Below are 19746 nucleotides of genomic sequence, written 5' to 3'. Positions count from 1 at the left end.
GGGAGGTGGCCGGGCCGGTCCGGGGTTAGTTTCGGGCCATGACCGGACGGTTCCGCCGCGTGGCGCTGGCGACTGCGGTGCTCCTCACCGTGCTCGCGGCTCCGGTGGCGTCGGCACCCGGTGACCCGACCGTGCGGTTCAGCGCCGCGGGCGACTTCTCCGCGGGCGGAAACGCGACCAGCGTCTTCAACCTGATCGGATCGCTCGACAACGACTTCCACGCCGCGCTCGGTGACATGTCCTACGGCACCACCGGCGCCGAGGACGCGTGGTGCAACGCGGTCAAGGCCGGGGTGGGCGAGGGCTATCCCTTCGAGCTGGTCTCCGGCAACCACGAGAGCAACGGACAGAACGGCAACATCAACGACTTCTCGGCCTGCCTGCCCAACCAGCTGCCCGGCCTCAAGGGCACCTACGGCCGCCAGTACTACGTCGACGTGCCCGCCAACGCTCCTCTGGTGCGCTACATCGCCGTGGCGGCCGGGATCCCGTTCACCGCCGGCACACTGAGCTACGCGGTCGGCACCCCGCAGTACACCTGGACCGCCGCGGCGATCGACTCCGCTCGGGCGGCGGGCATCCCGTGGGTCGTCGTCGGCAACCACACACCGTGCCTGAGCCTGGGGCAGTACGCCTGCGAGATGGGCTCCGACCTGGCCAACCTGCTGCTCACCAAGAAGGTCGACCTCGTCCTCGGTGGTCACGAGCACCTCTACCAGCGCACCAAACAGCTCACCACCCGAGCGGGGTGCACCCAGCTCGTGCCCGGCACGTTCAACGCGTCCTGCGTCGTCGACTCCGACAACGACCTCGCCGCGGGCGCGGGGACCGTCTTCGCGACGGTCGGCACCGGCGGCATCAACCAGCGCGACGTCAACACCACCGACCCCGAGGCCGGCTACTTCGCCGCCTACGCCGGGCTCAACATCAACCCCACCTTCGGCGTGCTCGACTTCTCGGTCACGGCCGACGTCCTCACCGCGAACTTCCGCCGGGCTGCGGGCCTCACCTTCACCGACGCGTTCACCATCACCCGTGGTGCGGCGCCGCCCAACCAGCCGCCGGTGGCCGACTTCACGCCGAGCTGCACCCAGCTCGCCTGCACCGTGAACGCCGCGGCCAGCAGCGACCCCGACGGCACGATCAGCTCCTACGCCTGGCAGTTCGGCGACGGTGGCACCGGCACCGGCGTCACGTCGAGCCGGACGTATGCCGCGGCCGGCACCTACACGATCACCCTCACCGTGACCGACGACGACGGTGCCACCGGCAGCACCACCCGGTCGGTGACGGTCGCCCCGACGCCCAACCAGCCGCCCACGGCGAGCTTCACGAACAGCTGCACCGACCTGGGCTGCACCTTCAACGGCACCGGCTCGAACGACCCCGACGGCAGCATCGCGTCGTACGCGTGGAACTGGGGTGACGCGACCGCCGACGGCAGTGGTGCAACCCCCAGCCACACGTTCTCCGCGGCCGGCACCTACCCGGTGCGGCTCACCGTCACCGACAACAACGGGGCCACCGGGACCACGACGACCTCGGTCACGGTCACCGCGCCGCCCCCGCCGACCGTCCTCGCGGCCGATGCGTTCGGCCGCACCCTGGCCAGCGGCTGGGGGAGCGCCGACACGGGCGGGGCATGGACCTTCAGCGGGTCCGCCACGAACCTGTCCGTCGGCTCGGGGGTCGGCCAGGTGCGGCTCGCTGCGGGATCCGGTCCGTGGCTTGCGCTGGCCGGTGTCTCCTCCTCGGGCACCGACCTCAGCGCCACCATCGCCCTCGACAAGGTCGCCAGCGGCAGCGGGGCCTACGCCTCGCTCAACGGCCGGCGGGTGGCCGGCGTGGGCGACTACCGGGCGAAGGTGCACTACACGTCGAACGGTGGCGTCTGGTTGTCTCTGCAGCGGGCCACCGCGGCGAACGCGGAGACCGTCCTGGCCGCCGAGACCCAGATCCCGGGGATCACGATGGCGGCGGGCGAGAAGCTGCTCGCCCGGGTCCAGGTCACCGGCACCTCACCCACGACGATTCGGGCGCGGGTCTGGAAGTCCGGGACGACCGAGCCCACGACGTGGCAGAAGACCGCGACGGACTCGACGGCAGGGTTCCAGGTGGCCGGTGGCGTCGGCCTCTACCTCTACCTGTCGGGCAGCGCGACCAACGCCCCCATCACGATGTCGTTCGACGACCTCAAGGCCGTTCCGTTCCCCTGACGTCCCGCCTGACGCTCCTTCCGGACGTCGCCGCGCGTCGGCTGGCGAACTCCTGGGCAGTCAGCTCGTAGACGACCTCACCCAGCTCGGCCCCGGGCAGGGGGTCGTCCCACTGCCGCACGTCGGTGCTGACGTGCCGCAGGCCGAGCCGCTCGAGGACGGCTCGCGAGCGCACGTTCACCGCCATCGTCTCGGCCCAGATGCGCCGCAGCCGCGCGGTCACGAACCCGTGCTCGAGCAGGCGCAGGGCTCCCTCGCTGGCCAGGCCACGACCCCAGGCCCGCTGGCGGAGTCGGTACCCCAGCTCGGCCTCGCCGTCGCCGGTGGGCGTCAGGCAGAACCACCCGACGAACTCACCGTCCTCGAAGCCCGACCAGTAGCCGAGCCCGAGTGCGTCGTGCGCCGGGTCGGTGCGTTGCGGCATCCACACCTCGATGACCTCGTCCGGCGGGGTCTCGCGACCGCTGAGGAACTCCATGACTGCCCGGTCGCCGTCGAGCTCGACGAGCAGGTCGCTGTCATCGGCAGTCAGGGGTCGCAGCTCCAGTCGGGCCGTGCTGAGGAGCGGCCTGGCCATCAGGGCGCCGCCGCCAGCAGCTCCGGTCCGAGCTCGGACACCGAACCCACCCCGGACAGGCCCATCGTCAGGTCGAGCTCGGCCACGATGTTGGACAGGACGTCCCGCACCCCGTCGCGCCCGGCCAGCGCCAGCCCGTAGACGTAGGGGCGCCCGATCGCAACGGCGTCGGCGCCGAGAGCGATCGCCTTGACGACGTCGCTGCCGGTGCGCACCCCGCTGTCGAGCACGAGGGGGAGCTCGGGACCCACCGCGGCCCGCACGGCGGGCAGGGCGTCGAGGGAGGCGATGGCGCCGTCCACCTGGCGGCCGCCGTGGTTGCTCACGACGATGCCGCTCGCGCCGACCTCGACCGCGCGCCGCGCGTCGTCCGGGTGGAGCACGCCCTTGACGAGGAACGGCAGTGACGTGCGGTCGCGCAGCGTCGCGAGCTGCTCCCAGGTGAGGCCGGGGTTGGAGTAGATGTCGAGGAACGTCTCGACGGCCGCGCGCGGGGTGGGGGAGCGCAGGTTGGACCGCAGGTCGCCGGGGTGCTCCCGGCTGATGGACAGCAGCGACCGCAGCGCACCGAGGGTGACCTTGACGTCGTCCGAGGCGCCCTTCTGCTCCTGCTTGGCCGCCACCCGCTCGGCGACGACCTGCTGGAAGCGCGGGTCCGAGGTGTACTGCGCGATCCCGATCCCCTGCGAGAACGGCAGCGACCCGAGGTTGAGGTCCTGCGGTCGCCAGCCGAGCATCGTGGTGTCCAGCGTGACGACGACCGCCTCGGCCCCGCTGGCCTCGGCCCGGGCCAGCAGGCTGTCGACCAGCAGCTCGTCCTTCGACCAGTAGAGCTGGAACCACCGCGGGCCCGAGCCCATGGCCGCGGCGACGTCCTCCATGGGAGAGCACCCCTGGTTCGAGATGATGTACGGCAGCCCCAGCTGGGCCGCGGCCGCGCCGATCTCGATGTCGCTGTCGCGATGGACCAGCCCGGCCGCGCCCACCGGTGCGAGCAGCACCGGCGCCGGGAGCCGGCGGCCCAGCAGCTCGGTGGACAGGTCGCGGGTGGCCCGGCCGGGCAGCATGCGGGGGACGATCCGGTGCCGGTCGAACGCCGCCCGGTTGGCCCGGGCCGTCGCGCCCTCGCCGGCCGAGCCCGCGACGTAGGCCCAGGCGCGGGGCGACATGGCCGCCTGCGCACGCCGCTCCAGCTCGGCGGCGTCAGTGGGGACGGTGGGCCGGTGTCCGAGGACGCCGGCGCGGTAGACCAGCCCCTGGCGGGTGCGGCCGGGCCCTTCCGGGGGCGGCACTGCTGATGGGTCCGACATGGCTCGATCCTGCCAGTCGGTCGACTGCTGTGGCTGTGAAGGCGGGGCCGACCTGACAGCGTCGTGACAGGTTCGCCACGGCCTCCTACCAGCCCGGCGGCGCAGCCTCGGCGGGAGAGGGGCGCACCGCGGCGCCCCGTCAACGAGAGGAAGTGCGCCCCCGATGCCCACCGTCAGCAAGTCCATGAAGCTCGCCGCCGCCGGAGGCGTGGCTGCGGTCGCCGCCGGGATCGGCGCCAGCGCCGCGATGGCCGACAGCACCGCCAGGCCGACGCCCAGTGGCACGTCCACGTCGGCCCCCTCCCAGGCGTCGCCCGGCCGCGGCGGACCCGGCGGTGGTGGCCACCACGGCGGCCCCGGCGGGCTGGACGCCGCAGCGCTGGCCACCAAGCTCGGCCTCACCGAGGCCAAGGTGACCGCCGCGTTGGAGAAGCTGCGGGCGGCGCAGCAGCCGAGCAGCCCGCCGGCGCAGGGCAGCCAGGCGACCGACGCCGAGCGCCAGGCCCGCGAGAAGGCCCGCGTCACCGCGCTGGCCAAGGAGCTCGGGGTGAGCCAGGTCAAGGTCCAGGCCGCCCTCGACGCGATCAAGGCCGACCGGGAGGCGAGCCGCAGGACGGAGCTGACCACCCGGCTCGACGCGGCGGTGAAGGCCGGCACGCTGTCCGCCGCGGACCGGGCCGCGGTCCTCAAGGCCGTCGACGCCGGCGTCCTCGGCGGCGGTCGCCCCTGACCGACCGGCCGAACTGCACCCCCCCGGCCGCCCCGGCCGTGTCCACCCCCGGTGGGCCCGGCCGGGTGTTCGGCCTGCCCGGTCGGCCGGTGGGTGCGTCGGCCGCGCAGGTGGGCCCGCGGGATACTGGGGCCGGCCCCGTGGGGACGTCGCGGACGGCGCGCGGCGCGCCACCGGTGCGGGTATGCCGGGTGCCACCGCCTCGATTTGGTAGGTCGCCGCCCGCTCTGGCACACTGGACCGGTTGCTTGACGCGCGCCGTTGACCCATGTCGACGCCGCCACCCCCGGTGACACACCTCGAACCGTGCGTTCAGCACGGGGCGACACTCCAGGGAAGCGCAAGCCCCGGCTCTGCCGGTCAATCCGAACCGCACGACTGCGTGAAAACGCGTGTCGTCCGGCCGCGAAGCGGGTGCGACACACCCGACCGCGGGGGTCGGAGATGGCCAAGAGCCGGCCAAGCTAGATGTTCGGCGAGAGAGAGACGTAACGGAGATGGCGGGACAGAAGATCCGCATCCGCTTGAAGTCGTATGACCACGAGGTCATCGACAACTCGGCGCGCAAGATTGTCGACACGGTGACCCGTGCTGGCGCGACGGTGGTCGGCCCTGTGCCGCTGCCCACGGAGAAGAACGTCTTCGTGGTCATCCGTTCGCCCCACAAGTACAAGGACAGCCGCGAGCACTTCGAGATGCGCACCCACAAGCGCTTGATCGACATCATCGACCCGACGCCGAAGGCCGTCGACTCGCTGATGCGTCTCGACCTGCCGGCTGACGTCAACATCGAGATCAAGCTCTGAGGCTGGCGAAATGACCACCACTGCTACCAAGACCGTGAAGGGTGTGCTGGGCAAGAAGCTCGGCATGACCCAGGTGTGGGATGCCGAGAACCGGCTCATCCCCGTCACCGTCATCGAGGCGGGCCCCTGCGTCGTGACGCAGGTGCGCGACGCCGCGACGGATGGCTACGACGCCGTCCAGATCGCGTTCGGCGCCATCGACCCCCGCAAGGTGACCAAGCCCCTGACCGGGCACTTCGAGAAGGCCGGCGTGACCCCGCGTCGCCACCTCGTGGAGCTCCGTACCGCTGACGCCGCCGAGTACACGCTCGGCCAGGAAGTCACGGTCGAGACCTTCGAGGCCGGCCAGGACGTCGACGTCACCGGCACCACCAAGGGCAAGGGCTTTGCCGGCGTCATGAAGCGGCACGGCTTCCACGGCGTCAGCTCCTCCCACGGCTCCCACAAGAACCACCGCAAGCCGGGCTCGATCGGTGGCTGCGCCACCCCGGGCCGCGTCTTCAAGGGCATGCGGATGGCCGGCCGGATGGGCGGCGAGCGCCAGACCACCCAGAACCTCACGATCCACGCCGTGGACGCTGAGCGAGGCCTGTTGCTCGTGAAGGGTGCCGTTCCCGGCCCCCGCAACGGCACGGTCCTCGTCCGCACGGCCGCGAAGGGAGCCTGACCCACATGGCTACCAAGACTGTCGTCGCCGACCTGCCCGCCGAGATCTTCGACGTCCAGGTCAACGTCCCGCTGATCCACCAGGTCGTCGTGGCCCAGCTGGCCGCTGCGCGTCAGGGCACGCACTCCACCAAGACCCGCGGCGAAGTCCGCGGTGGTGGCCGCAAGCCCTACCGCCAGAAGGGCACCGGCCGCGCCCGTCAGGGCTCGACCCGCGCCCCGCAGTTCGCCGGTGGTGGCGTCGTCCACGGCCCGCAGCCGCGTGACTACGCCCAGCGGACCCCCAAGAAGATGAAGGCCGCCGCCCTGCGTGGCGCCCTCTCCGACCGGGCCCGCCACGACCGCGTGCACGTCGTCGAGTCGCTGGTGACGGGCTCCGCCCCGTCCACCAAGGACGCGCTCGCCCTGCTCGCCGGCCTGACCGACCGTCCCAACCTGCTCGTGGTGCTCGACCGCAGCGACCTGGTGTCGCTGAAGTCGGTGCGCAACCTCGAGGGCGTGCACGTGCTCGCCGCCGACCAGCTCAACACGTACGACGTGCTGTGCTCGGACGACGTCGTCTTCACCAAGGCCGCCCTGGAGGCTTTCGTCACCAAGGCACAGCCCGTGGGTGGCGTCGAGGTCACGATCGTCGACGAGACGGACGAGACCGCCACGGCCGAGAAGGCTGCGAAGGCAGACAAGCCCGCCAAGGCCACCAAGACCGCCGCGAAGGCCGAAAAGCCCGCCAAGGCCGAGAAGGCCGAGAAGGCTGAGAAGGCCGACAAGCCCGCGAAGGCCGCGAAGACGGCCAAGGCCGCCAAGGCCAGCGCGGACGAGGAGGAGACCAAGTGAGCACCCTCGCTGCAGGCAAGGACCCGCGCGACATCCTGATCGCACCGGTCGTTTCCGAGAAGTCGTACTCGCTGCTCGACCAGGGCAAGTACACCTTCATCGTCGACCCGCGGGCGAACAAGACGGAGATCAAGATCGCCGTCGAGCGCGTCTTCAACGTCAAGGTTGACTCCGTCCACACCCTCAACCGTGTCGGCAAGACCCGCCGCACCCGGTTCGGCATCGGCAAGCGCAAGGACACCAAGCGTGCGATCGTCACCCTCCGCGAGGGCTCGATCGACATCTTCGGTGCCGGCGCCTGACGGAATCGCTGAAGAGACGTAAGGGATTACGAACAATGGGTATCCGCAAGTACAAGCCGACCACGCCCGGCCGCCGAGGCTCCAGCGTCGCCGACTTCGTCGAGGTCACGCGCTCCACGCCTGAGAAGTCGCTGGTGCGCCCCCTCACGAAGTCCGGTGGCCGCAACAGCAACGGCCGCATCACCACCCGTCACATCGGTGGTGGACACAAGCGCGCCTACCGCGTCATCGACTTCCGTCGCCATGACAAGGACGGTGTGCCGGCCAAGGTCGCTCACATCGAGTACGACCCCAACCGCACGGCGCGCATCGCGCTGCTGCACTACGCCGACGGTGAGAAGCGCTACATCCTGGCCCCCAAGGGCCTCGAGCAGGGCGCCAACATCGAGAACGGCCCCTCGGCCGACATCAAGCCCGGCAACAGCCTGCCGCTGCGCAACATCCCGACCGGTACGGTCATCCACGCCGTCGAGCTCAAGCCCGGTGGCGGCGCGAAGATCGCCCGTTCGGCTGGTGTGCGCGTGCAGCTCGTCGCCAAGGACGGCCCCTACGCCCAGCTGCGCATGCCGTCCGGTGAGATCCGCAACGTCGACCTGCGCTGCCGCGCCACGGTCGGCGAGGTGGGCAACGCCGAGCAGTCCAACATCAACTGGGGCAAGGCCGGCCGCATGCGGTGGAAGGGCAAGCGCCCGACCGTCCGTGGTGTCGCCATGAACCCGGTCGACCACCCGCACGGTGGTGGTGAGGGCAAGACGTCCGGTGGACGTCACCCCGTCAGCCCGTGGGGTCAGGCCGAGGGCCGCACCCGTCGCCCCGGCAAGCCGAGCGACAAGATGATCGTTCGCCGCCGCCGTACTGGCAAGAAGCGCTGAGAAGGAGCCTGAGAAACCATGCCTCGTAGCTTGAAGAAGGGCCCTTTCATCGACGGCCACCTTCAGAAGAAGGTCGACGTCCAGAACGAAGCGGGCACCAAGAACGTCATCAAGACCTGGTCACGTCGTTCGGTCGTGAGCCCGGACATGCTGGGTCACACCCTCGCCGTGCACGACGGCCGCAAGCACGTCCCGGTGTTCGTCACCGAGTCGATGGTCGGCCACAAGCTCGGTGAGTTCGCGCCGACCCGCACGTTCAAGGGTCACGTGAAGGATGACAAGAAGGGGCGGCGTCGCTGATGGCTGCCTCCACCGACAACAAGGACAACGTGATGGAAGCCAAGGCGAGCGGACGCAACATCCGCGTCACGCCCCAGAAGGCGCGCCGCATCGTGGACCTGATCCGCGGGAAGCAGGCCGTCGAGGCGATTGCCGTGCTGCGGTTCGCCCCGCAGTCCGCGTCCGACCCGGTCCAGAAGGTGCTCGAGAGCGCCATCGCCAACGCTCGGGTCAAGGCTGACAAGGCCTCCGAGGCCTTCGACGAGCGCGACCTGGTCATCAGCGCCGCTTTCGTCGACGAGGGTCCGACCATGAAGCGATTCCGTCCGCGGGCCCAGGGCCGCGCGGCGCGCATCAACAAGCGGACCAGCCACATCACCGTGGTCGTCACGCCGAAGACCACCAAGGGAGGCACCCGCTAATGGGTCAGAAGGTCAACCCGCACGGCTTCCGCCTCGGAATCACCACCGAGCACAAGAGCCGCTGGTTCGCTGACTCCACCAAGGAGGGTCAGCGGTACCGCGACTACGTCAAGGAAGACGTCGCCATCCGCAAGCTCATGTCCGAGGGCATGGAGCGGGCCGGCATCTCCCGCGTCGAGATCGAGCGCACCCGTGACCGCGTCCGTGTGGACATCCACACCGCGCGTCCCGGCATCGTGATCGGTCGCCGCGGCGCCGAGGCCGACCGCATCCGCGGCGAGCTCGAGAAGCTCACCGGCAAGCAGGTCCAGCTGAACATCCTCGAGGTCAAGAACCCCGAGGTCGACAGCCAGCTCGTCGCGCAGGGCATCGCCGAGCAGCTCTCTGCTCGCGTCTCGTTCCGTCGCGCGATGCGCAAGGGCATGCAGTCCGCCACCCGCGCCGGCGCCAAGGGCATCCGTGTCCAGGTGTCCGGTCGCCTCGGCGGCGCCGAGATGTCTCGCACCGAGTTCTACCGCGAGGGTCGCGTCCCGCTGCACACCCTGCGTGCGCAGATCGACTACGGCTTCTACGAGGCCCGCACCACCTTCGGTCGCATCGGCGTCAAGGTGTGGATCTACAAGGGTGACGTCACCGCTCGTGAGCTGGCCCAGCAGCAGGCTGCTGCGCCGCGCCCGAGCCGTGGCCCCCGTCGTGACGGCGCCGACCGTCCGGCCCGCGCTCGTCGCGAGCGTCCGGAGGCCGCCGCCACCGAGACCGCTGCTGAGGCTCCCGCCGTCGAGGCGACCGCAGCCAGCACTGAGGGAGAGCAGTCCTGACATGTTGATTCCTCGTCGAGTCAAGCACCGCAAGCAGCACCACCCGGGTCGCTCGGGCGCTGCGAAGGGTGGCACCAAGATCGCGTTCGGCGACTACGGCATCCAGGCCCTCGAGCCCGCCTACGTCACCAACCGTCAGATCGAGTCCGCTCGTATTGCGATGACGCGTTACATGAAGCGTGGTGGAAAGGTGTGGATCAACATCTACCCCGACCGCCCGCTGACCAAGAAGCCTGCCGAGACCCGCATGGGTTCCGGTAAGGGCTCCCCCGAGTGGTGGATCGCCAACATCAAGCCTGGTCGCGTGATGTTCGAGGTGTCCGGTGTGTCCGAAGAGGTCGCCCGTGAGGCCATGCGTCTGGCGATGCACAAGCTCCCCATGAAGTGCCGCTTCGTTCGGCGTGAGGGTGGTGACATCTGATGGCAGTCGGATCCAAGGACCTGGTGTCGGAGAACCTGCGTGGTCTCGACGACGACCGTCTGGTCGACGAGCTCCGCAAGGCCAAGGAGGAGCTGTTCAACCTCCGCTTCCAGTCGGCCACCGGCCAGCTGGACAACCACGGCCGTCTGCGCGCCGTCCGCAAGGACATCGCCCGCATCTACACCGAGCTCCGTGAGCGTGAGCTGGGTATCGGGCAGAGCCCGAGTGCTTCGGCCAAGGAGGAGTCGGCATGACCAAGAACGTGAAGGATGAGGCCGTGACGGCGCAGGACCGCAACTACCGCAAGACCCGCCAGGGTTACGTGGTGAGCGACAAGATGGACAAGACCGTCGTGGTCGAGGTCGAGGACCGCGTGAAGCACGCGCTCTACGGCAAGGTCCTGCGGCGCTCGAGCAAGGTCAAGGCCCACGACGAGGACAACGCTGCCGGTATCGGCGACCGCGTCTCGATCATGGAGACCCGTCCCCTCTCGGCCACCAAGCGCTGGCGCGTGGTGGAGATCCTCGAGAAGGCCAAGTAAGCCACCTGCCGCCTCGGCAAGCCCATCTGTCATCAGACAGTCAAGTTCGGCCAGGCTCGCCCGCGAGGGTGAGAACCAGCACGACGAGTAGGAGTTAGAAGTGATCCAGCAGGAGTCGCGACTGCGCGTCGCCGACAACACTGGTGCAAAGGAAATCCTCTGCATCCGTGTCCTCGGTGGCTCGGGTCGTCGTTACGCCGGCATCGGTGACGTCATCGTCGCCGCAGTCAAGGACGCCATCCCTGGCGGCAACGTCAAGAAGGGCGACGTCGTCAAGGCTGTCATCGTGCGCACCACCAAGGAGCGCCGTCGCGGTGACGGGTCGTACATCAAGTTCGACGAGAACGCCGCCGTCATCCTCAAGGCCGACGGGGACCCCCGTGGCACCCGCATCTTCGGCCCCGTGGGCCGCGAGCTGCGTGAGAAGAAGTTCATGAAGATCATCTCGTTGGCGCCGGAGGTGCTCTGACCCATGGCTGACAAGAAGAAGATGAAGATCAAGAAGGGTGACACCGTCAAGGTGCTCACCGGCAAGGACCGCAACAGCATCGGCAAGGTCATCGCCGTCTACCCCGAGACCGAGCGCGTGCTCGTCGAGGGCGTCAACCGCGTGACCCGCCACACCAAGGCCGGCCAGACCGCTCGCGGCAGCCGCACCGGTGGCCTGGTCGTCCAGGAAGCTGCGATCCACGTCAGCAACGTCGCGGTCGTCGACCCGGACGACAAGAAGGTCGGCACCCGGATCAAGACCCGCGTCGAGACCGTCGAGCGCAACGGCCGCACCAAGACCGTCCGCACCCGTGTCGCGGTGCGCTCGGGCAAGGACCTGTGAGAGACATGACCGAAACCGCAATCACCTCAAGCAAGCCCCAGACCGAAGTTTCCGCAGCGGTGACGCCGCGCCTGAAGCAGCGCTACGCGGACGAGATCAAGGGCCAGCTGTTCACGCAGTTCGGCTACGAGAACGTCATGCAGGTTCCCGGCGTGGTCAAGGTCGTCGTCAACATGGGTGTTGGTGACGCCGCCAAGGACGCCAAGCTCATCGAGGGCGCGATCAAGGACCTCTCGGCCATCACCGGCCAGAAGCCCCTGGTCACCAAGGCCCGCAAGTCCATCGCGCAGTTCAAGCTGCGCGAGGGCATGCCGATCGGTGCGCACACCACGCTGCGCGGCGACCGGATGTGGGAGTTCCTCGACCGCCTCGTGTCGGTGGGCCTGCCCCGTATCCGTGACTTCCGCGGCCTGTCGCCCAAGCAGTTCGACGGCAAGGGCAACTACACCTTCGGCCTCACGGAGCAGTCGATGTTCCACGAGATCGACCAGGACCGGATCGACCGCGTGCGTGGCATGGACATCACCGTCGTGACGACCGCCACCAACGACGACGAGGGCCGCGCACTGCTCAAGGCGCTCGGCTTCCCCTTCAAGGAGAACTGACATGGCGAAGACCGCCCTGGTCAACAAGGCCAACAAGAAGCCGAAGTTCAAGGTGCGTGGCTACACCCGTTGCCAGCGCTGCGGCCGACCGCACTCGGTCTACCGCAAGTTCGGGCTCTGCCGCATCTGCCTTCGCGAGATGGCACACCGCGGCGAGCTGCCCGGCGTCACCAAGAGCTCCTGGTAATACCCACCGATTTCATCCTTACATCGCAGGTCGCTGCAGACGCAGTGAAACCACGGTGAGAGAGGGCCGGAGAAGCCCATGACCATGACTGACCCGATTGCGGACATGTTGACCCGCGTCCGGAACGCCAACTCGGCGCACCACGACGCAGTCTCCATGCCGTTTTCCAAGCTGAAGTCCCACATCGCCGAGATCCTCCAGGCCGAGGGCTACATCGCCTCCTGGAAGGTCGAGGACGCCGAGGTCGGCAAGACGCTGACCATCGAGCTGAAGTACGGCCCCAACCGCGAGCGTTCCATCGCTGGCGTGCGCCGTGTCTCCAAGCCCGGTCTGCGTGTCTACGCCAAGTCGACGAACCTGCCCAAGGTTCTCGGCGGTCTCGGCGTGGCGATCCTTTCCACCTCGTCTGGTCTCCTCACGGACCGCCAGGCCAAAGCCAAGGGCGTGGGCGGGGAAGTCCTCGCCTACGTCTGGTAAGGGGATTCGACATGTCGCGTATCGGACGACTCCCAGTTGCCATCCCGAGCGGTGTCGAGGTCACCATCGACGGCCAGTCCGTCACGGTGAAGGGCCCCAAGGGCCAGCTCAGCCACGTCGTGGCCGAGCCGATCACGGTCGAGAAGGGCGACGCTGACCTCGAGGTCAAGCGCCCCAACGACGAGCGCCAGTCCCGTGCCCTGCACGGCCTGACCCGCTCGCTCATCAACAACATGGTGCTCGGTGTGACCGAGGGCTATGAGAAGAAGCTGGAGATCCACGGCACGGGTTACCGCGTGGCCAACAAGGGCGGCGACCTCGAGTTCGCGCTCGGCTACAGCCACTCGATCACCGTCAAGGCCCCCGAGGGCATCTCCTTCGCCGTCGAGAACCCGACCCGCTTCGCGGTCCAGGGCATCGACAAGCAGCTCGTTGGCGAGGTTGCTGCGAACATCCGCAAGCTGCGCAAGCCCGACCCGTACAAGGGCAAGGGCGTTCGCTATGCGGGCGAGCAGATCCGTCGCAAGGTCGGAAAGGCCGGTAAGTAAGCCATGGCAATGATCGTCAAGCGCGCCAAGGGCAAGTCCGCTGCACGCGGCCGTCGCCACCTGCGCCTGCGCAAGAAGGTGACTGGTACGACCGTGCGTCCGCGCCTGGTCGTGTCACGCTCCTCGCGCCACGTCTTCGTGCAGATCGTCGACGACACCATCGGCAAGACCGTGGCGTCGGCCTCCACCATGGAGGCGGACCTGCGCTCGTTCGAGGGTGACAAGACCGCCAAGGCCCGCAAGGTGGGCGAGCTGCTCGCCGAGCGCGCCAAGAGCGCCGGTGTCGAGGCCGTCGTGTTCGACCGTGGTGGCAACAAGTACCACGGCCGCGTCGCGGCCATCGCCGAGGGCGCCCGCGAGGGTGGACTGGCCCTGTGAGCACCGTGACCGAAACTGTTATTGAGATGAGGAACATCTGATGCCCGGACCCCAGCGTCGAGGCACTGGTGCCGCTGCTGGCGGCGACGCAGCTCGTGGTGAGCGCGGCGACCGCCGCGGTGGCCGCGACAACCGTCGTGACGGCGGCCGCGACCAGGCCGAGAAGAGCGCCTACGTCGAGCGCGTCGTGACCATCAACCGCGTGTCCAAGGTCGTCAAGGGTGGTCGTCGCTTCAGCTTCACCGCCCTCGTGGTCGTGGGCGACGGCGACGGAACCGTCGGCGTCGGCTACGGCAAGGCCAAGGAAGTTCCCGCGGCGATCGCCAAGGGTGTCGAGGAGGCCAAGAAGGAGTTCTTCAAGGTCCCGCGCATCCAGGGCACCATCCCGCACCCCGTCCAGGGTGAGGCCGCTGCCGGTGTCGTCATGCTCCGCCCCGCCGCTCCCGGTACCGGTGTCATCGCCGGTGGTCCGGTGCGCGCGGTGCTCGAGTGCGCCGGCATCCACGACGTGCTGAGCAAGTCGCTCGGCTCGGACAACGCCATCAACGTCGTCCACGCGACCGTCGCGGCCCTCCGGGGTCTCGAGCGTCCGGAGGAAGTGGCTGCCCGCCGCGGCCTCCCGGTCGACCAGGTCGCCCCGGCCGCCATGCTGCGCGCCCAGGCTGCCGGTCGCGAAGCTGCGAAGGCAGGTGCCTGATGCGTCTCAAGGTGACCCAGACCCGTTCCGAGATCGGTGGCAAGCAGAACCAGCGTGACACGCTGCGCAGCCTCGGTCTGAAGCGCATTGGCGACGTCGTCGTCAAGGAGGACCGTCCCGAGATCCGCGGGATGGTCAAGACAGTGACCCACCTGGTCGCTGTCGAGGAGGTTGACTGACCATGGCAGAGAAGAAGGCCGCGAAGGCCGCTGCCGCTCCTGAGGGCACGGCCCTCAAGGTGCACCACCTGCGTCCCGCCCCGGGTGCCAAGACCGCCAAGACCCGCGTGGGTCGCGGTGAGGGCTCCAAGGGCAAGACCGCCGGTCGCGGCACCAAGGGCACCAAGGCCCGCTACCAGGTCCCGGAGCGCTTCGAGGGTGGCGCCATGCCGCTCCACATGCGTCTCCCGAAGCTCCGTGGCTTCAAGAACCCGTTCCGCGTGGAGTTCCAGGTCGTCAACCTGGACAAGCTGTCGGCCCTGTTCCCCGAGGGTGGCGATGTGACCATCGCCGACCTCGTGGCCAAGGGTGCGGTCCGCGACAACTCCCCGGTCAAGGTTCTCGGCACCGGCGAGATCACCGTCAAGGTCAACGTGACCGCTGACAAGTTCTCGGCGACCGCCAAGGAGAAGATCGAAGCCGCTGGCGGCTCGGTCACCTCCGCCTGACCACGCCAGAACGACAGGGTATGCCGCGGGCTCACCGCTGAGGTGAGCGCGCGGCATACCCCGTTTGCTGTCCCCAGCCGTCACCCGGGGTAGCCTTCGTAGGATTGCCTGACCATCATCATCGCGTGGCCCCACGGGCCCGCGTCACCAGGAGGACCTGTGCTCACCGCCTTCACCCGTGCGTTCAAGACGCCGGACCTGCGCAGGAAGCTGCTGTTCACCCTCGCGATCGTCGTCGTCTTCCGGCTCGGCTCGCACGTGCCCGTCCCCGGCGTGAGCTACACCGCCGTGCAGGCCTGCATCAAGGGTGCTGACGCGACCACCGGCGTGCTGGGCCTGGCCAACCTCTTCAGTGGTGGCGCCCTCCTGCAGCTGTCGATCTTCGCGCTCGGGATCATGCCGTACATCACGGCGAGCATCATCGTGCAGCTCCTCACCGTGGTCATCCCGCGGTTCGAGGCCCTCAAGAAGGAGGGCCAGCAGGGCCAGACGAAGATGACGCAGTACACCCGCTACCTGACCATCGGCCTGGCGGTCCTGCAGTCCTCCACCCTCATCACGTTCGCCCAGAACCCGTCCGCGCTGTTCGGCCCGAACTGCACGAGCATCCTGCCCGACGAGTCGATCCCGACCCTGGTCATCATGGTGCTCACGATGACCGCCGGCACCGGCGTCGTCATGTGGCTCGGTGAGCTGGTCACCGACAAGGGCATCGGCAACGGCATGTCGCTGCTGATCTTCACCTCGATCGCCAGCTCGTTCCCCAGCTCGCTCTGGGCGATCCAGCAGCAGGACGGCCGCTGGGACGTCTTCATCGGCGTCATCCTGCTCGGCTTCCTCATCATCGCCCTGGTCGTGTTCGTCGAGCAGAGCCAGCGCCGCATCCCGGTGCAGTACGCCAAGCGCCAGGTCGGCCGCCAGATGTACGGCGGGACCTCGACCTACATCCCGCTCAAGGTCAACATGGCCGGCGTCATCCCCGTGATCTTCGCCTCGTCGCTGCTCGCGCTGCCCTCTTTGCTGTCACAGTTCAACAGGTCCACCACCGGCGACCAGCCCGGCTGGGTGACCTGGATCGACGCGCACCTGGTGCGCGGCGACCACCCGATCTACATGGCGACCTACATCGCGCTGATCCTGTTCTTCACGTTCTTCTACGTGTCGATCACGTTCAACCCGGTGGAAGTGGCCGACAACATGAAGCGCTACGGAGGCTTCATCCCAGGTATCCGCGCCGGGCGACCCACGGCCGAGTACCTCGACTACGTGCTCACCCGCATCACCGTTCCAGGGGCCATCTACCTCGGCCTCGTCTCGCTGATCCCGCTCATCGCACTGAAGCTCGTCGGCGCCAACCAGAACTTCCCGTTCGGTGGCACCTCCATCCTGATCATCGTCGGCGTCGGCCTCGAGACGGTGAAGCAGATCGAGTCGCAGCTGCAGCAGCGGCACTACGAAGGGTTCCTTCGGTAATGCGTCTGATCATCCTGGGTCCGCCCGGTGCCGGTAAGGGCACGCAGGCGGCCAAGATCGCCGACACGTTCGGCATCCCGGCGATCTCGACCGGCGACATCTTCCGCGCCAACATCAAGAACGAGACCCCCCTCGGTCTGCAGGTCAAGGAGGTGCTCGCGTCCGGTGGCTACGTCACCGACGAGATCACCAACGCGATCGTGCGCGACCGGCTGTTCGAGGACGACGCCGAGCAGGGCTTCCTGCTCGACGGCTACCCGCGCACGGCCGCCCAGGTCGAGACGCTCGACGCGATCCTGGCCGAGCACGGCCACGCGCTCGGTGCCGTCCTGGAGCTGACCGTGGACGAAGAGGCCGTGGTCCAGCGGCTGCTCAAGCGGGCCGAGATCGAGGGACGCGAGGACGACACCGAAGAGGTCATCCGCGAGCGCCAGGCGATCTACCGTCGCGAGACCGCCCCGCTGACCGAGGTCTACTCCGCCCGCGGCCTGCTCGTGCAGGTCGACGGCATGGGGTCGGTCGACGACGTCTTCACCCGCATCTCCGAAGCCCTCGAAGGGGTTGCTCGATCCTGATGTTCGGCAGGTCCCGCATCGAGACCAAGACCCCCGACCAGATCCTGCGCATGCGCAAGGCTGGTCTGGTGGTCGGTCAGACCCTCCAGCTGATGGCCCAGACGGTCCGTCCGGGGATGACCACCAAGCAGCTCGACGAGCTGGCCGAGGAGCACATCCGTGGGTGTGGGGCGACACCGTCGTTCCTCGGCTACCACGGGTTCACCGGCTCGCTGTGCACGTCGGTCAACGACGAGGTCGTGCACGGCATCCCCGGCTCGCGGGTGCTGGCCGAAGGTGACCTCATCTCGATCGACTGCGGGGCCATCGTGGACGGCTGGCACGGCGACGCCGCGATCTCCGTCATCGTGGGCGGCCGCGACGCCGGGCGCCCCGAGGACCTCGCCCTGATCGACGCGACCGAGGACTCCATGTGGGCCGGCATCGCCGCGCTCACCGTGGGGGAGTCGCTGTATGCCGTGGGCGCCGGGGTCGAGGACAGCATCGTCGCCTCTGGCGAGCGCGACGGGCACGACTACGGGATCATCGAGGACTACGTCGGCCACGGCATCGGCACCGAGATGCACATGGACCCCCAGGTGCCGAACTACCGCGTCCGAGACCGCGGTCCCACGGTGCGTTCCGGGGTGACCGTGGCGATCGAGCCGATGGTGACCCTCGGCAGCGCCGAGACCACCGTGCTCGAGGACGACTGGACCGTCGTGACCAACGACAAGTCCAGGGCGGCCCACTGGGAGAACACCGTGGCCGTCACCGACGCCGGGCTGTGGGTGCTGACCGCCCTCGACGGCGGCAAGGAGCGGCTGGAAGCCGCCGGCGCGGCATACGCCCCCTTGGCCTGACCCCCCTTCCGCACGCTCCTTCCCCGCACTTCTGGCCACTGGTGCAGCACCTGACGCCGCATTCGGCGTCCTGGTGCGCCATGGGTGGCCAGAAGTCGCGTGATTGGGGGTCCTGGAGCGCGATTTCGTGCTCAGGCAGTCCTGGCGTAGACTGATCTGTCGGTGCGCGACCTCGCGTGCCGTATTCGTGTGTGCGCCCCAGCCGGGGGCGCCACGACGACAGATTGTGGAGGATATGGCCAAGAAGGACGGTGTCATCGAGATCGAGGGCACGATCGTCGAGGCTCTCCCGAACGCAATGTTCCGGGTCGAGCTCACGAACGGTCACAAGGTTCTCGCTCACATCTCGGGCAAGATGCGTCAGCACTACATCCGGATCCTCCCCGAGGACCGCGTGGTGGTGGAGCTCAGCCCGTACGACCTGACCCGTGGCCGGATCGTCTTCCGCTACCGCTAGACGCACGACCAGCACCACCCGTTAGACCTGTCGGTCCGCCCGGAGCGACAGTGCCAGATCGACTGAAGCAGAGGCTATGAAGGTCCAGCCGAGCGTCAAGAAGATCTGCGACAAGTGCAAGGTGATCCGCCGTCACGGCCGGGTCATGGTGATCTGCGAGAACCTGCGCCACAAGCAGCGCCAGGGCTGACCAGCTCCACCTGAGGCCCGGGTTCGGGACTCGCCCAGCACGACTCGCATCTCTTCGAGAAGCGCAGACAAGTGAATCGACCGCAGTACCCGGCCCCTGAGAGCAGCGTCGTCGACGCAGCCCAGGACGTCACCCCCGGCCCGGAGGCCGAGGACCGGTGCCCCGAGGAAAGCTTCGGGAAGCAGCCCGGAACGGTACTGCTCCAGACCTCCGGTGAAACAAAGGAAACACACAAGATGGCACGTCTTGTTGGTGTGGATCTCCCGCGCGAGAAGCGCGTCGAGATCGCTCTCACCTACATCTTCGGAGTGGGTCGTACCCGCTCCCAGCAGGCCCTGGCCGCGACGGGTGTCAACCCGAACACGCGCGTCCGCGACCTGACCGACACCGAGCTGGTCGCCCTCCGCGACCACCTCGAGGCGAACGTCAAGATCGAGGGTGACCTCCGTCGCGAGATCGCCGCCGACATCCGCCGCAAGGTCGAGATCGGCTCCTACGAGGGTCTGCGCCACCGCCGTGGCCTGCCTGTGCGCGGTCAGCGCACCAAGACCAACGCGCGCACCCGCAAGGGCCCCAAGCGCACCGTCGCCGGCAAGAAGAAGGTTGGTAAGTAATGCCTCCCAAGGCTCGTACGGCCGGCGCCAAGAAGGTGCGCCGCAAGGAAAAGAAGAACATCGCCCACGGGCACGCTCACATCAAGAGCACCTTCAACAACACGATCATCTCGATCACGGACCCCTCTGGTGCCGTCATCGCCTGGGCCTCTGCCGGCCAGGTGGGCTTCAAGGGTTCGCGCAAGTCCACCCCGTTCGCCGCTCAGATGGCCGCCGAGGCTGCTGCCCGTCGCGCGATGGAGCACGGCATGCGCAAGGTCGACGTCTTCGTCAAGGGCCCCGGCTCCGGTCGTGAGACCGCCATCCGTTCCCTGACCGCGACCGGCCTGGAGGTCGGCGCCATCAGCGACGTCACCCCCTCGCCGCACAACGGTGTCCGTCCGCCCAAGCGCCGTCGCGTCTGAGCCGTC

The 19746-nt window shown here is 68.6% G+C and carries 31 protein-coding genes and 1 pseudogene; 30 read left to right on the top strand and 2 right to left on the bottom strand.

The window, feature by feature from the left end:
- Positions 1-38 precede the first annotated feature (38 nt).
- On the top strand, positions 39-2216 hold the full coding sequence (locus tag ASG91_RS17895; protein WP_056924004.1) for a PKD domain-containing protein: 2178 nt from the start codon (positions 39-41) through the stop codon (positions 2214-2216).
- Here the strand turns inward: ASG91_RS17895 and ASG91_RS17890 are convergent.
- Positions 2194-2793, bottom strand: a complete 600-nt coding sequence (locus ASG91_RS17890) for a GNAT family N-acetyltransferase (protein ID WP_056924003.1) — start codon at positions 2791-2793, stop codon at positions 2194-2196. The genes ASG91_RS17895 and ASG91_RS17890 overlap by 23 nt on opposite strands.
- Complete coding sequence (locus ASG91_RS17885; protein ID WP_056924002.1) at positions 2793-4103, bottom strand: lactate 2-monooxygenase; 1311 nt, start codon at positions 4101-4103, stop codon at positions 2793-2795. The genes ASG91_RS17890 and ASG91_RS17885 overlap by 1 nt, the downstream gene beginning before the upstream one ends.
- A gap of 163 nt (positions 4104-4266) precedes the next feature.
- Between ASG91_RS17885 and ASG91_RS17880 the strand changes: the two genes are divergently transcribed.
- The 29 genes and pseudogenes from ASG91_RS17880 (at position 4267) to rpsK (ending at position 19740) form a co-directional block, all read left to right on the top strand.
- A complete protein-coding gene (locus tag ASG91_RS17880) occupies positions 4267-4833 on the top strand; it encodes a hypothetical protein (RefSeq protein WP_056924001.1) in 567 nt (188 codons plus the stop codon).
- A gap of 497 nt (positions 4834-5330) precedes the next feature.
- A complete protein-coding gene (gene rpsJ, locus ASG91_RS17875; RefSeq protein ID WP_009775966.1) occupies positions 5331-5639 on the top strand; it encodes a 30S ribosomal protein S10 in 309 nt (102 codons plus the stop codon).
- A gap of 10 nt (positions 5640-5649) precedes the next feature.
- The gene (gene rplC, locus ASG91_RS17870) at positions 5650-6306 is read left to right on the top strand and encodes a 50S ribosomal protein L3 (protein ID WP_056924000.1); all 657 of its coding nucleotides are present in this window, start codon (positions 5650-5652) and stop codon (positions 6304-6306) included.
- 5 nt (positions 6307-6311) lie between these two features.
- Positions 6312-6947 (top strand): annotated as a pseudogene (gene rplD, locus ASG91_RS17865) (50S ribosomal protein L4); the annotation flags it as partial.
- 188 nt (positions 6948-7135) lie between these two features.
- Complete coding sequence (gene rplW / locus ASG91_RS17860) at positions 7136-7441, top strand: 50S ribosomal protein L23 (RefSeq protein ID WP_056923998.1); 306 nt, start codon at positions 7136-7138, stop codon at positions 7439-7441.
- Between the two features lie 35 nt (positions 7442-7476).
- On the top strand, positions 7477-8313 hold the full coding sequence (gene rplB / locus ASG91_RS17855; protein WP_056923997.1) for a 50S ribosomal protein L2: 837 nt from the start codon (positions 7477-7479) through the stop codon (positions 8311-8313).
- 18 nt (positions 8314-8331) lie between these two features.
- A complete protein-coding gene (gene rpsS / locus ASG91_RS17850) occupies positions 8332-8613 on the top strand; it encodes a 30S ribosomal protein S19 (protein WP_056923996.1) in 282 nt (93 codons plus the stop codon).
- 32 nt (positions 8614-8645) lie between these two features.
- Entirely contained in the window at positions 8646-9014 is a 369-nt protein-coding gene (rplV, locus tag ASG91_RS17845) for a 50S ribosomal protein L22 (protein WP_056924255.1), read from the top strand.
- Positions 9014-9832, top strand: a complete 819-nt coding sequence (rpsC, locus tag ASG91_RS17840; RefSeq protein ID WP_056923995.1) for a 30S ribosomal protein S3 — start codon at positions 9014-9016, stop codon at positions 9830-9832. Before rplV ends, rpsC begins: the two co-directional genes overlap by 1 nt.
- A 1-nt stretch (position 9833) precedes the next feature.
- Positions 9834-10253, top strand: a complete 420-nt coding sequence (gene rplP / locus ASG91_RS17835; protein ID WP_056883301.1) for a 50S ribosomal protein L16 — start codon at positions 9834-9836, stop codon at positions 10251-10253.
- The gene (gene rpmC, locus ASG91_RS17830) at positions 10253-10507 is read left to right on the top strand and encodes a 50S ribosomal protein L29 (RefSeq protein ID WP_056923994.1); all 255 of its coding nucleotides are present in this window, start codon (positions 10253-10255) and stop codon (positions 10505-10507) included. The genes rplP and rpmC overlap by 1 nt, the downstream gene beginning before the upstream one ends.
- Positions 10504-10794, top strand: a complete 291-nt coding sequence (gene rpsQ, locus ASG91_RS17825; protein ID WP_056923993.1) for a 30S ribosomal protein S17 — start codon at positions 10504-10506, stop codon at positions 10792-10794. The genes rpmC and rpsQ overlap by 4 nt, the downstream gene beginning before the upstream one ends.
- A 100-nt stretch (positions 10795-10894) precedes the next feature.
- Entirely contained in the window at positions 10895-11263 is a 369-nt protein-coding gene (gene rplN / locus ASG91_RS17820) for a 50S ribosomal protein L14 (protein WP_056923992.1), read from the top strand.
- A gap of 3 nt (positions 11264-11266) precedes the next feature.
- Complete coding sequence (gene rplX, locus ASG91_RS17815; protein ID WP_056923991.1) at positions 11267-11626, top strand: 50S ribosomal protein L24; 360 nt, start codon at positions 11267-11269, stop codon at positions 11624-11626.
- Positions 11627-11631: 5 nt separating this feature from the next.
- Positions 11632-12231 (top strand): 50S ribosomal protein L5, encoded by a 600-nt coding sequence (gene rplE, locus ASG91_RS17810; protein ID WP_056923990.1) that lies wholly within the window; start codon positions 11632-11634, stop codon positions 12229-12231.
- A gap of 1 nt (position 12232) precedes the next feature.
- Positions 12233-12418 carry a type Z 30S ribosomal protein S14 gene (locus tag ASG91_RS17805; RefSeq protein WP_035902511.1) on the top strand — a complete coding sequence of 62 codons (186 nt, stop codon included), beginning with the start codon at positions 12233-12235 and terminating at the stop codon, positions 12416-12418.
- A 78-nt stretch (positions 12419-12496) separates the two neighbouring features.
- On the top strand, positions 12497-12895 hold the full coding sequence (gene rpsH / locus ASG91_RS17800) for a 30S ribosomal protein S8 (protein ID WP_056923989.1): 399 nt from the start codon (positions 12497-12499) through the stop codon (positions 12893-12895).
- Between the two features lie 11 nt (positions 12896-12906).
- Complete coding sequence (rplF, locus tag ASG91_RS17795) at positions 12907-13443, top strand: 50S ribosomal protein L6 (protein WP_056923988.1); 537 nt, start codon at positions 12907-12909, stop codon at positions 13441-13443.
- Positions 13444-13446: 3 nt separating this feature from the next.
- Positions 13447-13821, top strand: a complete 375-nt coding sequence (gene rplR / locus ASG91_RS17790; protein WP_056923987.1) for a 50S ribosomal protein L18 — start codon at positions 13447-13449, stop codon at positions 13819-13821.
- Between the two features lie 40 nt (positions 13822-13861).
- The gene (rpsE, locus tag ASG91_RS17785; RefSeq protein WP_056923986.1) at positions 13862-14518 is read left to right on the top strand and encodes a 30S ribosomal protein S5; all 657 of its coding nucleotides are present in this window, start codon (positions 13862-13864) and stop codon (positions 14516-14518) included.
- On the top strand, positions 14515-14697 hold the full coding sequence (gene rpmD / locus ASG91_RS17780; RefSeq protein ID WP_056924254.1) for a 50S ribosomal protein L30: 183 nt from the start codon (positions 14515-14517) through the stop codon (positions 14695-14697). The genes rpsE and rpmD overlap by 4 nt, the downstream gene beginning before the upstream one ends.
- A gap of 2 nt (positions 14698-14699) precedes the next feature.
- Positions 14700-15185 carry a 50S ribosomal protein L15 gene (rplO, locus tag ASG91_RS17775; RefSeq protein WP_056923985.1) on the top strand — a complete coding sequence of 162 codons (486 nt, stop codon included), beginning with the start codon at positions 14700-14702 and terminating at the stop codon, positions 15183-15185.
- A gap of 159 nt (positions 15186-15344) precedes the next feature.
- Positions 15345-16658: a preprotein translocase subunit SecY gene (gene secY / locus ASG91_RS17770; protein ID WP_056923984.1), complete on the top strand. Its 1314-nt coding sequence runs from the start codon at positions 15345-15347 to the stop codon at positions 16656-16658.
- Positions 16658-17233: an adenylate kinase gene (locus ASG91_RS17765; protein ID WP_056923983.1), complete on the top strand. Its 576-nt coding sequence runs from the start codon at positions 16658-16660 to the stop codon at positions 17231-17233. Before secY ends, ASG91_RS17765 begins: the two co-directional genes overlap by 1 nt.
- Complete coding sequence (gene map, locus ASG91_RS17760; protein WP_056923982.1) at positions 17233-18075, top strand: type I methionyl aminopeptidase; 843 nt, start codon at positions 17233-17235, stop codon at positions 18073-18075. Before ASG91_RS17765 ends, map begins: the two co-directional genes overlap by 1 nt.
- Positions 18076-18310: 235 nt before the next feature.
- Complete coding sequence (gene infA / locus ASG91_RS17755; protein ID WP_006946284.1) at positions 18311-18532, top strand: translation initiation factor IF-1; 222 nt, start codon at positions 18311-18313, stop codon at positions 18530-18532.
- Positions 18533-18608: 76 nt separating this feature from the next.
- Positions 18609-18722: a 50S ribosomal protein L36 gene (rpmJ, locus tag ASG91_RS17750; protein ID WP_010148647.1), complete on the top strand. Its 114-nt coding sequence runs from the start codon at positions 18609-18611 to the stop codon at positions 18720-18722.
- Positions 18723-18958: 236 nt separating this feature from the next.
- Complete coding sequence (gene rpsM / locus ASG91_RS17745) at positions 18959-19336, top strand: 30S ribosomal protein S13 (protein ID WP_056923981.1); 378 nt, start codon at positions 18959-18961, stop codon at positions 19334-19336.
- On the top strand, positions 19336-19740 hold the full coding sequence (gene rpsK, locus ASG91_RS17740) for a 30S ribosomal protein S11 (RefSeq protein ID WP_056923980.1): 405 nt from the start codon (positions 19336-19338) through the stop codon (positions 19738-19740). The genes rpsM and rpsK overlap by 1 nt, the downstream gene beginning before the upstream one ends.
- The last annotated feature ends 6 nt before the right edge of the window (positions 19741-19746 follow it).

This window comes from Phycicoccus sp. Soil802, assembly GCF_001429605.1.
Taxonomy (GTDB): domain Bacteria; phylum Actinomycetota; class Actinomycetes; order Actinomycetales; family Dermatophilaceae; genus Pedococcus.
This window is presented reverse-complemented; position numbering and strand designations above follow the sequence as displayed.

What these genes read in the sequence shown, in the direction of transcription:
- ASG91_RS17895 (WP_056924004.1), top strand. Translation starts at nt 39, where the DNA reads ATGACCGGACGGTTCCGCCGCGTGGCGCTGGCGACTGCGGTGCTCCTC.
- ASG91_RS17890 (WP_056924003.1), bottom strand. Translation starts at nt 2,793, where the DNA reads ATGGCCAGGCCGCTCCTCAGCACGGCCCGACTGGAGCTGCGACCCCTG.
- ASG91_RS17885 (WP_056924002.1), bottom strand. Translation starts at nt 4,103, where the DNA reads ATGTCGGACCCATCAGCAGTGCCGCCCCCGGAAGGGCCCGGCCGCACC.
- ASG91_RS17880 (WP_056924001.1), top strand. Translation starts at nt 4,267, where the DNA reads ATGCCCACCGTCAGCAAGTCCATGAAGCTCGCCGCCGCCGGAGGCGTG.
- rpsJ (WP_009775966.1), top strand. Translation starts at nt 5,331, where the DNA reads ATGGCGGGACAGAAGATCCGCATCCGCTTGAAGTCGTATGACCACGAG.
- rplC (WP_056924000.1), top strand. Translation starts at nt 5,650, where the DNA reads ATGACCACCACTGCTACCAAGACCGTGAAGGGTGTGCTGGGCAAGAAG.
- rplB (WP_056923997.1), top strand. Translation starts at nt 7,477, where the DNA reads ATGGGTATCCGCAAGTACAAGCCGACCACGCCCGGCCGCCGAGGCTCC.
- rpsS (WP_056923996.1), top strand. Translation starts at nt 8,332, where the DNA reads ATGCCTCGTAGCTTGAAGAAGGGCCCTTTCATCGACGGCCACCTTCAG.
- rplV (WP_056924255.1), top strand. Translation starts at nt 8,646, where the DNA reads ATGGAAGCCAAGGCGAGCGGACGCAACATCCGCGTCACGCCCCAGAAG.
- rpsC (WP_056923995.1), top strand. Translation starts at nt 9,014, where the DNA reads ATGGGTCAGAAGGTCAACCCGCACGGCTTCCGCCTCGGAATCACCACC.
- rplP (WP_056883301.1), top strand. Translation starts at nt 9,834, where the DNA reads ATGTTGATTCCTCGTCGAGTCAAGCACCGCAAGCAGCACCACCCGGGT.
- rpmC (WP_056923994.1), top strand. Translation starts at nt 10,253, where the DNA reads ATGGCAGTCGGATCCAAGGACCTGGTGTCGGAGAACCTGCGTGGTCTC.
- rpsQ (WP_056923993.1), top strand. Translation starts at nt 10,504, where the DNA reads ATGACCAAGAACGTGAAGGATGAGGCCGTGACGGCGCAGGACCGCAAC.
- rplX (WP_056923991.1), top strand. Translation starts at nt 11,267, where the DNA reads ATGGCTGACAAGAAGAAGATGAAGATCAAGAAGGGTGACACCGTCAAG.
- rplE (WP_056923990.1), top strand. Translation starts at nt 11,632, where the DNA reads ATGACCGAAACCGCAATCACCTCAAGCAAGCCCCAGACCGAAGTTTCC.
- ASG91_RS17805 (WP_035902511.1), top strand. Translation starts at nt 12,233, where the DNA reads ATGGCGAAGACCGCCCTGGTCAACAAGGCCAACAAGAAGCCGAAGTTC.
- rpsH (WP_056923989.1), top strand. Translation starts at nt 12,497, where the DNA reads ATGACCATGACTGACCCGATTGCGGACATGTTGACCCGCGTCCGGAAC.
- rplF (WP_056923988.1), top strand. Translation starts at nt 12,907, where the DNA reads ATGTCGCGTATCGGACGACTCCCAGTTGCCATCCCGAGCGGTGTCGAG.
- rplR (WP_056923987.1), top strand. Translation starts at nt 13,447, where the DNA reads ATGGCAATGATCGTCAAGCGCGCCAAGGGCAAGTCCGCTGCACGCGGC.
- rpsE (WP_056923986.1), top strand. Translation starts at nt 13,862, where the DNA reads ATGCCCGGACCCCAGCGTCGAGGCACTGGTGCCGCTGCTGGCGGCGAC.
- rplO (WP_056923985.1), top strand. Translation starts at nt 14,700, where the DNA reads ATGGCAGAGAAGAAGGCCGCGAAGGCCGCTGCCGCTCCTGAGGGCACG.
- ASG91_RS17765 (WP_056923983.1), top strand. Translation starts at nt 16,658, where the DNA reads ATGCGTCTGATCATCCTGGGTCCGCCCGGTGCCGGTAAGGGCACGCAG.
- map (WP_056923982.1), top strand. Translation starts at nt 17,233, where the DNA reads ATGTTCGGCAGGTCCCGCATCGAGACCAAGACCCCCGACCAGATCCTG.
- infA (WP_006946284.1), top strand. Translation starts at nt 18,311, where the DNA reads ATGGCCAAGAAGGACGGTGTCATCGAGATCGAGGGCACGATCGTCGAG.
- rpmJ (WP_010148647.1), top strand. Translation starts at nt 18,609, where the DNA reads ATGAAGGTCCAGCCGAGCGTCAAGAAGATCTGCGACAAGTGCAAGGTG.
- rpsM (WP_056923981.1), top strand. Translation starts at nt 18,959, where the DNA reads ATGGCACGTCTTGTTGGTGTGGATCTCCCGCGCGAGAAGCGCGTCGAG.
- rpsK (WP_056923980.1), top strand. Translation starts at nt 19,336, where the DNA reads ATGCCTCCCAAGGCTCGTACGGCCGGCGCCAAGAAGGTGCGCCGCAAG.